We start from the raw sequence: 12,189 nt of genomic DNA, 5'->3' as shown, positions 1-12,189 counted from the left end.
TTTTTGATCTCAAATGTATAACAGGAAGGAATTAAGCTTCTTTAGGTTTATTATGATTGCGAACTGCACTCATAACTAATACATATGCAACACCAAGCATTAAACCAAGTAACGTCCCTAATACTAGAATAAGCGCACGTTTTGGCTTATCACGTGTTTTTGGTAATTTAGGTTCATCTGTAAAGCGATAAAAGTTAAAATCATCGAGTTGCATCGTTTTATCGTAATTACGCCATTTGTTTATTAATAAGGCGTTGCTATTTGTCACTGTATTGTTTTCATAACTAGCCAGTTGTTGATTTAATACAAATTTCTCTGCTGATAATATTTCGTAACCTTTGGCATATTCAGGTACTGATTCGAGCGAAATATTTTGAGTCACAAAGTTTTTAATATTTGCTCTTTTTGCGATTTGAATATTAATCGCAATGTCGTTTATTTTTTGTTCGAGTATGATTTTTTTGGTACTGGTTGTGTTTTCGTTATAGCTAACGAGCTGTTGCAGGGCTAGAGATAATTCTGAGGATATGAGATTACGAAGACGTGTCATTATTATCTCATTAATAAAGTTGAGATAAGCCTGATTAAGCGCTAATGCATTTGCGGGTTTGATCGCACTGATACTCATACTAGTACCAATCTTGTTATTAAAATTGACTTTTTTAAGATTCTCCGCAGTAAAGATATATTATTCTCTACCCATTCATACGCATAGTTGTTTTGTGCGATTAGATCAAGCTGTTCTTCTTCCACTATGGCTTTAAATAATGACTGACTTTTAAAAAACTTAACTTGGTTAGTAGTCATCCGCGCTTCACTAACAAATAACTCATGTAATTCTTTAATATTGGGTAGCTCGTTGCTGTCGTTGTCGTTGTTGTTGTTGTTGTTGTTGTTGTTGTTGTTGTTGTTGTTGGTAATATTAATCACTTGTTCAGTACTGTTGTTTAATCCTGCATTATTTTTTAATGTCTTAATACCTTCGTTAATCAGTACCCGATTGAGATTATATTGCTTTATTTGTTGTGAAGTAGGGGTATCAATTGTGGCGCTTACTGACCAAGTCTCAGTGGCATTTAAAGCATAAACAAGAGCGACTGTCATAAATACGAGTGTTACTGAGATTATCTTTAGCTTTTCTTGCCATAGAGTGGAAAATAGCTCAAAAAGGTCTACTTCATCGCTATTATCATGACTGCTATGTTGTTGAGGTTGGTTGATCATTTAGCTCTCGAGGTAACGTTAAATGAGTTATCATCACTTAAATGGCAAGATAACGCGTTCATCTGATAAATTTAGCGGATATTTTACTGTAATTAAGAAGTGAATGAAAGAGTCCTTTAAAAGGATAGAAGGCCTAAAACCGCTTGTAACGTAACACTTTGTAACTTTTTGCGTGTTAAATCGATCAATGGTAAAACAATTAATGTATAATAAAGCGCTTACATCTAATTACATCACGATTGTTTTTCATTTGATATAGTATGCGGAGCCTTTCACTTTAGTAGTTGGTTTCAATTGTAAGTATATATGGCAGAGGAATGGTTTTAAATTTAATACTTAGTCATTATTATCAGCTCAATACAGCCATGTTAGTCACGTTTTAGCTATCAATACCAAATGATTTTTATTATATTTAATAGCATGGTTAATGACATATCTAATGATATTTAGTTATCTATTAGGGAGTGATTTATTGCTTGCTCAAAGTAAGGGAATATGCGAGTATTGCGCTCCTTTTTGAAGGGGGACAGAGTAATAAAAAAATGAATCACTGTTTTATTACTTCGTACCAATATTTTAAAAATTATAATTTAGTTAATTATCGGTCTTGGGGTACTGCAACCCTAGGGCGGTAGCGTGCCTTTCTCTCTCCCATCATAGCGGTATAGTCCCGCTTTATTTAAAAATAAAAATTGGATCATATGAAGCATTATAAAAAATTACTGCTAGCTGTTGCTTTACCTGTAATTTTAGCTGGTTGCACAGTACCTGGTTCTTACCTAAATGTAGCAAATAAACAGGTATCTGCAAGTACCAATGATGAGAGCTCAGAAACAAAGGATATTTTAGAACGTGTTAATCTTTATCCATTAACAGCTGACAAAATGGCAGCTTATAAAGCACCTCGTTTGAGTGCGAAGGTTAATCCTGAACTCGATATGAAGTTAGCCGTCTATGAATACCGTGTAGGAGCGGGTGATATTCTAAATGTAACGATTTGGGACCATCCTGAATTAACTATTCCAGCAGGCTCTTACCGCAGTTCAAGTGAATCGGGTAACTGGGTACATGCCGATGGCACTATTTTTTATCCTTATATAGGCTTTGTTCCCGTAGCTGGTAAAACTGTGACAGAGATCCGCGCTATGATGACGGAAAAATTAGCCACATTTATTGAGAGCCCACAGGTCGATGTTAATGTTGCGGCATTTCGATCTAAAAAAACCTATATTACGGGTGAAGTGAATAAGCCAGGTCAACAATTTATTAGTAATGTACCGTTAACCTTATTAGACGCTGTCAATCGCGCTGGAGGCTTAGCCGTTGATGCTGATTGGCGTAATGTCACGTTAACGCGTCAAGGTGTTGAGCAAACATTGTCTTTACATGCCTTAATGCAACGCGGTGATTTAACCCAAAACCGTTTATTACTTGCTGGCGATATTGTGCATGTACCACGAAATGATGGTCAAAAAGTGTTTGTCATGGGTGAAGTTAACGAACCTAAACTATTAAAAATTGACCGTGCAGGCATGAGTTTGACTGAAGCATTAAGTAATGTTGGTGGTATTAATCAATTGGCTGCAGATGCTACCGGTATCTTTGTGGTTCGCGCTAATCGTACTGTTGAATTAGGCACTAAGACTGATACTGAAAGCAATATCATTGCAGATATTTATCAATTAGATATTACGAATGCAGCTGCGCTAGTGATTGGTACAGAGTTTGAATTAAAACCTTATGATATAGTCTATGTTACCGCGGCACCTATTACCCGTTGGAATCGAGTTATTGGCCAGATATTACCAACAATATCAGGCTTTAATAACCTGACTGAAGGAATTAACCGTGTTCGTGCTTGGTAATTTATGAATCCTGAATTGAAGAATTAATCGAAAGGTTGTTGTTATGTTTAATAATATTTTAGTTGTGTGCGTGGGTAATATTTGCCGCTCACCATCAGGTGAATATTTACTTAAGTCGTTATTGCCGAATAAAAATATCGCATCGGCAGGCGTTGGTGCGCTTGTCGGTAAGCCGGCCGATAAACTAGCTTGCCAAGTTGCAGAAGAGCACGGTATTACCTTAGCGGGTCATCAAGGTCGTCAACTTACATCGGCATTGTGTCATGAATTTGATTTGATCTTAGTGATGGAGCAAGGCCATATCAATGCTGTAACTAACATTGCACCAGAAGCGCGGGGTAAAACCATGTTGTTTAGTCACTGGTTGAAAAAGCAAGATATTCCTGATCCATACCGTCAGAGTAAAGAAGCGTTTGATCATGCTTATAAATTGATCGAAGCATCGGCAAATGCTTGGGCTAAAAAAATAGGTTAATAGCCGTTAAGTAGTCATTCATGTCGCACTGTCGATGACTATTAAGCGACTTATTAGGCAAGATATTTAGCGCTTAAATTTAAAAGTTGGAATTTAATTACTATTATGAGCAGTATTACACTCAATCAAGCAGATAAAACGCAGCAATCATCACAAACCTCAAATAGTAGTGATGCGGATTTAGGTAAGTTATTCGGCATATTACTTGATGCGCGTTGGAGCATTATCGCGGTTACGTTTATTTTTTCTGTACTTGGTGTCTGTTACGCGTTATTAACGACGCCCGTTTATAAAGCCGATGCATTAATCCAAGTTGAACAAAAAAGCGGTAGTATGTCAGCCCTTGTTGGTGACATGGGGGATATGTTTTCGAGTGAGTCATCTGCGACCACCGAAGTTGAAATTATTAAATCAAGAATGGTTTTAAGCCAAACTGTTGAAAAATTCAATTTAACCACGCTTGCTGCGCCTAAATACCTGCCTGTTATTGGTAAAGGCTTAGCACGCATGAGCGGTCAACAGAATGACATAACGATTAGTCGTTTTGAAATTCCAAGCTATGCTTCACCAGCATTTAGCCTGATTATTGATGCTTCCAGCAAAGGCGCATATACATTGTATGACGGTGATGAGCGTAAGGTGTTATCTGGTGTGGTTGGTGAATTAGCTCAGAACAATGATTATCGTTTGTTTGTGCAAGCCTTAGTTGGTAAAAACACGGATGAATTTTCAATCGCTAAACAATCTAAACTTGATGCAATTCAATGGTTACAGCAGAATTTATTGGTAAGCGAACGTGGTAAACAGACCGGTATTTTACAGTTAACATTCAGTGGAGAAGATAAAGTCCTAATCGAAGATATCCTGAATGATGTAAGTCAAAATTATTTCTTACAAAATGTACAACGTAATTCTGCAGAAGCTGAAAAAATCTTGGCGTTTTTACAAGGTCATTTACCCAACATTAAAACAGAGTTAACTGCGGCTGAAGATACCCTAAACCGTTTTCGACAAAACAATGAATCCATCGATTTAGGCTTAGAAGCTGCTTCTACGTTAAAAGTAATGGTGGCGTTAGAATCGCAGTTAAATGAACTAACCTTTAAAGAAAGTGAAATTAGCCAACGTTTCACCAAAGATCACCCGGCTTATAAATCGCTTTTAGATAAACGCGAAGTATTGTTAGCTAAACAACATAAGTTGAATGCACAAGTTCAAAAATTACCAAAAACCCAGCGTGACGTATTACGCATGAAGCGTGATGTTGAAGTTAACCAGCAGATTTATATCCAGTTGTTAAACAAGGTGCAAGAGCTGAGTATTTTGAAAGCCGGTACGGTCGGTAATGTACGTATTCTTGATACTGCTCAGGCGTATAGTAAAGCTGTGAAACCAAAAAAGTCACTGATTGTGGTATTGGTTACCTTATTAGGTGGCATGTTAGCGGTGGCTGTAGTGCTTGTTCGTGCCGCGCTGCATAAAGGCATTGAAAACCCTGATGAAGTTGAAGCGCTAGGGTTACCTGTTTATGCCAGTATCCCAATGTCAGATTGGCAGGCGGAAATGGACGTTAAGTTTAAACATAATAAACGTAAGAAGAATTTTGCATTACATGAAACTTTGTTAGCTGAATCGAACCCTGCGGATTTATCTATTGAAGCATTACGTGGTCTGCGTACCAGCATGCATTTTGCGATGATGGAAGCTAAGAATAACGTTGTGATGATCTCAGGCCCTGCACCTGGTATTGGTAAGTCGTTTGTATCTGTGAACTTTGCGGCCGTGATAGCCAAAACTGGCCAAAAGGTATTGTTAGTTGATGGCGACATGCGTAAAGGTTATTTACAACGTCACTTCAATTTAGAATGGGATCACGGTTTATCAGAAATGCTGTCGGGTAAATTAGACACTAAAGACGTAATCAAAACATCGGGTATTGAAAACCTCGATATTATTACTCGTGGTCAAATCCCACCAAACCCGTCTGAATTATTAATGCACCCACGCTTTGCCGACTTTATCACATGGGCTTCAAGTGAATATGATCTAGTGCTGATTGATACGCCACCGGTACTGGCTGTCACAGACCCAAGCATTGTAGGCGCGTTAGCGGGCACAACCTTAATGGTAGGTCGTTTTGGTCAAAATACCGTGAAAGAAATTGAAGTTGCACGCCACCGCTTTGAAATGGCGGGCATTGAAGTGAAAGGCTTTATTCTTAATGCGGTTGAGAAGAAAGCAAGTGCGTCTTATGGGGATGGTTATTATAACTATAGTTATGAGAGTGATAAATTTTAGTTTATGAAAGACAAGGCCTATTGGGGCCTGTTGAGTAAAATATAACAAATCAATAAGTTACAGGTAGTTAATCATAACTATCTGTCTCATTATAGATAAAATATGGCTCAGTGAAAGTTTATAACTGTGATTATAAATTGAATCATTTCAATTAATAAGTTAGGTAAAGAATGAAAATAGCTTTAATTACCGCAAGAGGTGGCTCTAAAGGACTACCTAGAAAAAATATTTTACCAGTTGGTGATATCCCATTAATTGGTTGGTCTATTCAAGCTGCGCTAGATAGTAATTTAATTGATAGTGTTTTTGTTTCTACAGAAGACCAAGAAATTGCTGATGTTAGTTTAAAGCTAGGCGCTAAAATTATACCTAGGCCTAACACATTAGCACTGGATACTTCAGGTAGTGAAGAAGTTATAGAACATGCGATAAAATATTTAGAAGCAAGTAATCTAAATTTTGATACGTTAGTATTACTTCAACCAACATCTCCATTAAGAACAAGTTTACATATTAATGAAGCTATCGAGTTATATGAAGGAAAAAATGCAAGTTGTGTGATTAGTGTTTTTGAGCCAATACACACGCCTATTAAAGCATATGTAGAAAAAGATGATGGCTCTATGTCTGGTTTATATAGTAAAAGTGCACCTTACTCTAGACGTCAAGACCTACCTAGGGCTTTTCAGCCTAATGGTGCTATTTATGCTTTTTCGGTAGAAAAATTTAAAGAATATAATCAAATCCCAAGAGAAAACGTGTATCCATATGTTATGTCTGAATATAATTCAGCTGACATTGATACTTTAGATGATCTACTTAACGTTGAATTAATTTTAAAGAGTAAACAAAATGACTAATCCGGTATTTGAAATCTCAGGCCGTAAAGTAGGCTTAGACTATGCCCCTCTTGTTATTGCTGAAATTGGTATTAACCATGAAGGATCTTTAAAAACAGCATTTGAAATGGTTGATGCTGCAATTGAAGGTGGTGCAGAGATAATTAAACATCAAACTCATGTTATTGAAGATGAGATGAGTAGTGAAGCTAAAAAAGTTATCCCAGGTAATGCAGATGTATCAATTTATGAAATCATGGATCGTTGTTCTTTAAATGAAGAAGATGAAATAAAATTAAAGAAATATATCGAATCTAAAGGTGCTATTTTTATTAGTACGCCATTTTCAAGAGCCGCTGCTTTACGTTTAGAAAGAATGGGTGTATCAGCTTATAAAATTGGTTCAGGTGAATGTAATAACTATCCGTTATTAGATCTAATTGCGAGTTACGGTAAACCTGTAATTTTAAGCACTGGTATGAATGATATCCCTTCTATCAGAAAATCAGTTGAAATATTCAGAAAGTATAAGACACCTCTTTGTTTATTACATACGACAAATTTGTACCCAACACCAGACCATTTAATTCGCATTGGTGCTATGGAAGAAATGCAACGTGAATTTTCAGATGTAGTTGTTGGTTTATCAGATCATAGTATTGATAATTTAGCCTGTCTAGGTGCTGTAGCAGCTGGTGCGTCAGTGTTAGAACGTCATTTTACAGATAATAAAGCTCGCTCTGGTCCTGATATTTGTTGTTCAATGGATGGTGCTGAATGTGCTGAGTTAATCTCACAATCAAAACGCATGGCACAAATGCGTGGTGGTTCAAAGGGAGCTGTTAAAGAAGAGCAAGTTACAATTGATTTCGCTTATGCAAGCGTTGTGACAATTAAAGAAATCAAAGCCGGTGAGGCATTTACGAAAGATAACCTTTGGGTAAAACGTCCCGGTACGGGTGACTTTTTAGCGGATGATTATGAAATGCTATTAGGTAAAAAAGCGAGTCAAAATATCGACTTTGATGTGCAGCTTAAAAAAGAGTTTATAAAATAATATGACAAAAAAAATATTATTCTTAACCGGCACTCGTGCTGACTTTGGTAAGCTAAAAAGTTTGATTCATAAAGTTGAAGGTGCAGAGCAATTTGATGCACATATATTTGTGACAGGTATGCATATGATTGCAACATATGGAATGACGGCAAGAGAGGTTGAAAAATCAGGTTTTCAATCTATCTACAAGTATATTAACCAAAATAAACATGACTCTATGGATGTTATTTTAGCAAAGACAATTCAAGGACTATCTGATTATGTAAAAGAATTACAACCTGATATGATCGTTGTTCATGGAGACCGTGTTGAAGCGATGGCTGGTGCGATAGTCGGTTCATTGAATAATATTTTAGTATCACATATTGAAGGTGGAGAGGTGTCAGGAACGATTGATGAACTTATTCGTCACTCAGTGTCAAAGATGTCTCACCTTCATTTTGTGTCAAATGAAAAAGCAAAACAACGCTTATTACAGTTGGGTGAGTGTGAACAAAGCATCTACGTAATTGGTTCTCCTGATTTAGATATAATGACATCATCCGATCTACCTAAATTGCAGGATGTTAAAAAACGATATGAAATAGATTTTGAGAGATATGCAGTCTTTATGTATCACCCTGTCACAACTGACGTTGATAGCTTACCTAAGAATATTAGAGAAACGATCGATGCGTTAATTGAAAGTAAGCAAAATTATGTAGTTATATATCCAAATAACGACCATGGTTCAGAGATCATTATTAATGAATTGTCTCGTTTAAAAGATAATTCTAACTTTAAAGTATTTCCTAGTTTACGTTTTGAATGTTTTTTAACGTTGCTTAAAAATGCACAGTTTATGGTGGGGAATTCCAGCGCCGGAATCCGTGAAATGCCATTTTATGGTTTACCATCAATAAACTTGGGAAGCAGACAAGATAATCGCTCTAACGCTATATCAATACTCAATTGTGATGAGGATAGTCATGTGATTTTGGAGTTAATTGATAAGTCGTTGATAAGTCGTTTTGCTCCCGAACAAGAATTTGGAACTGGCGAAAGTAACAAATTGTTTTTTAAGGCTATTAATAATGAAAATTTATGGTATACATCAAGCCAAAAAGTTTTTTTAGATATAAAAATAAAACATGAAATTTAAAAAAAGAATATTTAACTTCAACTATTCAGATGCTAATTTTGCATGGTCTAGTTCAGAACTTAATCGAGTTGGTAATTTTGAATTGTTTTTATCTAGAAAAAAAATAGGGTTATTTAAAAGGCTTTTATTATTTTTTTATAAATTATGTAGAGCATTTGAATTGAATTTTTCGGATAAAGATGAAAAATTGAAAGATAAAAAAATGGTATATTATGGCTCCGTAAATCAAAAGAAAGCATTGGAACATCTACTGTGGAGAGATGATTGCGTAAGCTGTTCAGAACAATTAAATAGTGATATTAAAGTATCACTATTCTCTGCTTATATCTTTTCTTTTGTTTTGTCACCGTTTTTTATACTATATTGCTTTAAAAGAAATGATAGATATTTATTAGATTCTTTGAAATATAATCTTGATGGTTATTTGCTATCGATAGGTATTTATATCAGCTGGTATATAAGACTGAAAAAAAATAAACCAACATTAGTTGTAATGTCAAATGATCATAACCCAATAAATAGAACATTGATGTATGCTTGTAATGATTTATCAATAAAAACATTATATGTACAACATGCTCCGGCAGTTAAGGGGTTTCCTCAACTTGATTTTTCTTATGCGTTTCTTGAAGGTCAACATGCATATCAAACATATCGAATATTTGAACGATGTAAGGTCACACTTGTCGGTTCGAATATAAACGATTTGATAAAATCTAATAAAATAGGCTGCCTCATAGGTATATCTACTGGGTTAATTAGTCAAGTGGACGAAATAAATGATTTGGTCCTAGAGTTAAAAAGGAAATATAAAATAATATTGAGACCACATCCAGCAGATCATAGAATGAGTGAATGGAAAAATTTAGCTTTAAAAAATAAAATTGAATATAGTAATCCGTGTGCTCAAAAACCAATAGAATACTTAAACAATATTTCAATATTAGTTGGTCCGATGTCTGGACTCCTTCTGGAAGCTGCTATTAAGAAAGTCCCTTCTTTTTGCTTTAATGGTTCATCAAGTGTACCTGATTGGTACTCTTTATTAGATAATAATGTGTGTATTAAAATAAAAAATGCTGCTGAATTATTTGAAATATTAGCTGAACACCCTTTAAAATCTTTGGAAGACAATGCATATGAAGCCGCTAAATTTTATTATGAAATAACGCCAAATAAAAGTTATATGGAAGTTGTTAACGAAAAGATAAATGAAATATTTTAAATTAGTGATAATCGTTTAACTTACAAATTTAGATAAAATAAAAATCAGGATGAATAATTAGCGCTTATGGCCAATCTTATAGACTCAAGGGGCTTCGTATGATTAAATTATTGCAAGATCGGACCTCCAATAAATTAAAATATAGGACGTATATAATATGATTGAAACTTGTTCATTTTTTTAATAAGGTTAATGTAATGAGTCCAGTTTTTAAAAATATTTTTTCATATTTATTTTCGTCAGTCTTTAGTGCTGCAATTCCATTTGCTTTATTACCCATCTTAACTCGTTACTTAACACCTGGTGAGTATGGGCAAATTGCTATGTTTAGTCTATTAATTTCAGCCTTAAGCGCTCTTATTGGACTAAGCGTGCATGGAGCAAGTAGCCGACGTTTTTTTGAACTGAATGTGTCAGAAAATGAATTGGCGAGGTTTAATGGCAATTGTGTTTTTATATTATTAGTCAGTACAATAGCCACGTCTATTACTTTATATTTTTCAAATGATTATTTGGCTAGATATTTATCTATTCCTAATTACTGGGTTTATTTCGGTGTGTTAACTGCTTTTAGTAGTTTTTTATTAAACATTAGATTTGTTCAATGGCAAATAAGAGGGAAAACAAAAGCATATGGTGCTCTTCAAATAAGCAACTCAATTTTAAATGTTTTCCTTAGTTTAGTATTTATTATTTTATTTAACTTAGGCCCTGAAGGGCGTATTTATGGGATTTCAATAACAAGTTTATTAGTGCTTTTGGTATCATTTTTTTTGTTGAGAATAGATAATCTACTTATATTCGAATATAATAAAAAAGATGTGAAGTACGCCTTAGAATTTGGTATACCTTTGGTCCCTCACCTATTAGGTGGTTTTTTGTTGTTATCTATTGATAGATTAGTTATAAATAAAGAACTTGGAGTAGAGGCAACTGGTATTTATATGGTTGCAGTGAATTTAGGCTTGGTAGTTAATGTAATCTTAAGCAGTGTTAATAAAGCGTACTCACCTTGGCTGTTTTCTGAATTAAATAAAAATGAATTATCACAAAAGAAGAAAGTTGTAAAAATATCTTATTTGTATTTTGTGTTTTTACTCTTTTTTTCTGCATTATCTTTTATTATAGGACCTACGATTCTAAAATTTATTGTTGGTGAAAAGTTCCATTCAGTAGCTGATATCGTGCCAATTATTATATTAGGTCAAGTATTTTTAGGTATGTACTTTATTGTTACAAATTATATTTTTTATGCTAAAAAAAATAAATATTTATCGATGATTACAATATCATCAGGTGTTCTAAATATAGTTTTACTTGTATGGCTAATTCCTTATTTAGGAATAAAAGGGGCTGCTATTTCGTTTATGATAGCTAATTTATTTCAATTTGTTGGGACGTGGATTGTAAGTGCAAAGGTATTTAGTATGCCTTGGGCTGTGTGGAAAATGTAGGTTCCATGATTGTTCTTCGACTACTAGTTAATAATCGAATATAAATTATTTTTGTAATGTGAACGCTTTCTAAGAGGTAAATACAGGGATGGAAAAATTAAAGTATATAATTAAGAATATTAGACGGAGGCTAAATATAAATATAAACTTTCTTTTTGCTAAAAGAAATATTGCTTCTTTTAAAGGAAAGCCAATAATCAATGTAAGATCAGAATTTAATGGTAGAACTCATTTAGGTTTTAATACTCATTTTAATGGACTTTCTATCACTGGGAAGGGGAGAGTATTTATAGGTGATAACTTTCATAGCGGACGGGATTGTCTTATTATCTCTGATGCGCATGATTATAAAATTGCGGGAAAATTACCCTATGATGAGAAACTGATAACCCCGGATACTATTATAGAAAAAAATGTATGGCTAGGATCTCGTGTAATAATTCTGGCCGGTATTACGATTGGTTATGGTTCAATTATTCAAGCTGGTAGTGTTGTTGTTAAAAATGTACCGCCATTAGCAATCATGGGGGGGCATCCTGCGAAACAATTTTCTGAAAGAAGTGTTTCTCATTACGAAAATTTAGACTCATCACATAATACATAATACATAA

Annotated in this window: 11 protein-coding genes; 9 read left to right on the top strand and 2 right to left on the bottom strand. The window is 34.5% G+C overall.

Annotated features, from left to right (window positions below):
- Nucleotides 1-31: 31 nt before the first annotated feature.
- Both BT797_RS24105 and BT797_RS24100 read right to left on the bottom strand, forming a co-directional pair.
- Nucleotides 32-628, bottom strand: coding sequence for a GNVR domain-containing protein (locus BT797_RS24105; protein ID WP_211705476.1), 597 nt, complete (start codon nt 626-628; stop codon nt 32-34).
- The gene (locus BT797_RS24100) at nt 625-1,224 is read right to left on the bottom strand and encodes a Wzz/FepE/Etk N-terminal domain-containing protein (protein WP_217653257.1); all 600 of its coding nucleotides are present in this window, start codon (nt 1,222-1,224) and stop codon (nt 625-627) included. Before BT797_RS24100 ends, BT797_RS24105 begins: the two co-directional genes overlap by 4 nt.
- Before the next feature lie 701 nt (nt 1,225-1,925).
- On the opposite strand from BT797_RS24100, the gene BT797_RS10580 reads away from it, so the two are divergent.
- The 9 genes from BT797_RS10580 (at nt 1,926) to BT797_RS10540 (ending at nt 12,182) form a co-directional block, all read left to right on the top strand.
- Complete coding sequence (locus BT797_RS10580) at nt 1,926-3,089, top strand: polysaccharide export protein (protein ID WP_045111761.1); 1,164 nt, start codon at nt 1,926-1,928, stop codon at nt 3,087-3,089.
- Between the two features lie 43 nt (nt 3,090-3,132).
- Nucleotides 3,133-3,564 (top strand): arsenate reductase/protein-tyrosine-phosphatase family protein, encoded by a 432-nt coding sequence (locus tag BT797_RS10575; RefSeq protein ID WP_045111760.1) that lies wholly within the window; start codon nt 3,133-3,135, stop codon nt 3,562-3,564.
- 105 nt (nt 3,565-3,669) lie between these two features.
- Nucleotides 3,670-5,862, top strand: a complete 2,193-nt coding sequence (locus tag BT797_RS10570) for a polysaccharide biosynthesis tyrosine autokinase (RefSeq protein WP_045111759.1) — start codon at nt 3,670-3,672, stop codon at nt 5,860-5,862.
- Between the two features lie 170 nt (nt 5,863-6,032).
- Nucleotides 6,033-6,722: an acylneuraminate cytidylyltransferase family protein gene (locus BT797_RS10565; RefSeq protein ID WP_045111758.1), complete on the top strand. Its 690-nt coding sequence runs from the start codon at nt 6,033-6,035 to the stop codon at nt 6,720-6,722.
- The gene (locus BT797_RS10560; protein ID WP_045111757.1) at nt 6,715-7,758 is read left to right on the top strand and encodes an N-acetylneuraminate synthase family protein; all 1,044 of its coding nucleotides are present in this window, start codon (nt 6,715-6,717) and stop codon (nt 7,756-7,758) included. Before BT797_RS10565 ends, BT797_RS10560 begins: the two co-directional genes overlap by 8 nt.
- A gap of 1 nt (nt 7,759) precedes the next feature.
- Complete coding sequence (gene neuC / locus BT797_RS10555) at nt 7,760-8,899, top strand: UDP-N-acetylglucosamine 2-epimerase (RefSeq protein ID WP_045111756.1); 1,140 nt, start codon at nt 7,760-7,762, stop codon at nt 8,897-8,899.
- Entirely contained in the window at nt 8,889-10,124 is a 1,236-nt protein-coding gene (locus BT797_RS10550) for a hypothetical protein (protein ID WP_045111755.1), read from the top strand. The genes neuC and BT797_RS10550 overlap by 11 nt, the downstream gene beginning before the upstream one ends.
- Nucleotides 10,125-10,321: 197 nt before the next feature.
- Complete coding sequence (locus BT797_RS10545; protein WP_045111754.1) at nt 10,322-11,578, top strand: lipopolysaccharide biosynthesis protein; 1,257 nt, start codon at nt 10,322-10,324, stop codon at nt 11,576-11,578.
- Between the two features lie 88 nt (nt 11,579-11,666).
- Nucleotides 11,667-12,182: an acyltransferase gene (locus tag BT797_RS10540; RefSeq protein WP_045111753.1), complete on the top strand. Its 516-nt coding sequence runs from the start codon at nt 11,667-11,669 to the stop codon at nt 12,180-12,182.
- The last annotated feature ends 7 nt before the right edge of the window (nt 12,183-12,189 follow it).

Source organism: Moritella viscosa (assembly GCF_900120065.1).
In the GTDB taxonomy this organism is placed as follows: domain Bacteria; phylum Pseudomonadota; class Gammaproteobacteria; order Enterobacterales; family Moritellaceae; genus Moritella; species Moritella viscosa.
This window is presented reverse-complemented; position numbering and strand designations above follow the sequence as displayed.

Coding starts and splice junctions, on each gene's coding strand:
- BT797_RS24105 (WP_211705476.1), bottom strand. CDS start 628: ATGAGTATCAGTGCGATCAAACCCGCAAATGCATTAGCGCTTAATCAG.
- BT797_RS24100 (WP_217653257.1), bottom strand. CDS start 1,224: ATGATCAACCAACCTCAACAACATAGCAGTCATGATAATAGCGATGAA.
- BT797_RS10580 (WP_045111761.1), top strand. CDS start 1,926: ATGAAGCATTATAAAAAATTACTGCTAGCTGTTGCTTTACCTGTAATT.
- BT797_RS10575 (WP_045111760.1), top strand. CDS start 3,133: ATGTTTAATAATATTTTAGTTGTGTGCGTGGGTAATATTTGCCGCTCA.
- BT797_RS10570 (WP_045111759.1), top strand. CDS start 3,670: ATGAGCAGTATTACACTCAATCAAGCAGATAAAACGCAGCAATCATCA.
- BT797_RS10565 (WP_045111758.1), top strand. CDS start 6,033: ATGAAAATAGCTTTAATTACCGCAAGAGGTGGCTCTAAAGGACTACCT.
- BT797_RS10560 (WP_045111757.1), top strand. CDS start 6,715: ATGACTAATCCGGTATTTGAAATCTCAGGCCGTAAAGTAGGCTTAGAC.
- neuC (WP_045111756.1), top strand. CDS start 7,760: ATGACAAAAAAAATATTATTCTTAACCGGCACTCGTGCTGACTTTGGT.
- BT797_RS10550 (WP_045111755.1), top strand. CDS start 8,889: ATGAAATTTAAAAAAAGAATATTTAACTTCAACTATTCAGATGCTAAT.
- BT797_RS10545 (WP_045111754.1), top strand. CDS start 10,322: ATGAGTCCAGTTTTTAAAAATATTTTTTCATATTTATTTTCGTCAGTC.
- BT797_RS10540 (WP_045111753.1), top strand. CDS start 11,667: ATGGAAAAATTAAAGTATATAATTAAGAATATTAGACGGAGGCTAAAT.